Raw genomic sequence first — 1138 nt, forward strand, 5'->3', positions numbered from 1 at the left:
ATAATTTTCACTTGATAAAGGAACAAATATAAACCTGTCTCTTATACACATCTAGATGTGTATAAGAGACAGAAGATACTGGAATAACAGAAAACTTTTTAAGTCTTACAACTGTCTCTTATACACATCTAGATGTGTATAAGAGACAGAAGGGATATACATTAAAATCAACATGAACGTAGATAATAAATGAATCTGAGTCATCAATGCAATAGATAAAGATACTGGAATAACAGAAAACTTTTTAAGTCTTACAACTGTCTCTTATACACATCTAGATGTGTATAAGAGACAGATATATCCTTTAAGTCTTACAAAATCGATCATTGGAATCATACATAAAGGATATATACAAGTTCCCCAACTAGTAAATCCTTGATTGATCGTCCAATACTGAATAGAGTAAGTGCTCATAAATAAAACCGAAATTGGCACGCTTACCCAATAAGATATCTTTGCATGCTTTAAAAAAAGTAACATAGAGATACCAGACAATATATAAAGAATAAAATTTGACAATAGTTGATAGTGAAACCAAGTGCCTGAAATCAATACAAGGAGCCCTTGAAAATATGCAAAAAAAGGACCGTACAGAGCATTTACAATCCTGCCACTTTGTTGAAATCCATACAAAGAAACAAAATACTGAAAGTTACCGTTCTTTATCTGTTCAGAAGCATCATAAAAACGATTAAAATGAAATACACTATCTGCCCCTATTATCATTTTCTCTGTAAATAATTGTGGAAAAATAAGCAAGAGTGACATACAAATAATTACTAGTACTGGTAAAAATTTTTTCAATTAGCTAGCTCCTAACAGTCTTTTGGATCATTGTTTAATAATAGAGTTGGAATTATAATAATGGAATATAACCTTTTTTTGATAATTCCTGGTTCAATAGCTGTCTCTTATACACATCTAGATGTGTATAAGAGACCATTGTTTAATAATAGAGTTGGAATTATAATAATGGAATATAACCTTTTTTTGATAATTCCTGGTTCAATAGAAGTTAAATATACACATCTAGATGTGTATAAGAGACAGCTATAAAACAGCTCACTTCTATTTTAGCCAAGACTTGTCCAAATATTAGATGGTTGTTTTTGGGACTTTAATATTCATGAAGCAGACA

The 1138-nt window shown here is 30.1% G+C and carries 1 pseudogene; it reads right to left on the reverse strand.

What is annotated here, in order from left to right:
* Window positions 1-138: 138 nt before the first annotated feature.
* Window positions 139-804 (reverse strand): annotated as a pseudogene (locus tag A5844_RS10990) (hypothetical protein); the annotation flags it as partial.
* Between the last annotated feature and the right edge of the window lie 334 nt (window positions 805-1138).

Origin of the sequence: Candidatus Enterococcus wittei, assembly GCF_002140175.1 — a bacterium.
In the GTDB taxonomy this organism is placed as follows: domain Bacteria; phylum Bacillota; class Bacilli; order Lactobacillales; family Enterococcaceae; genus Enterococcus_B; species Enterococcus_B wittei.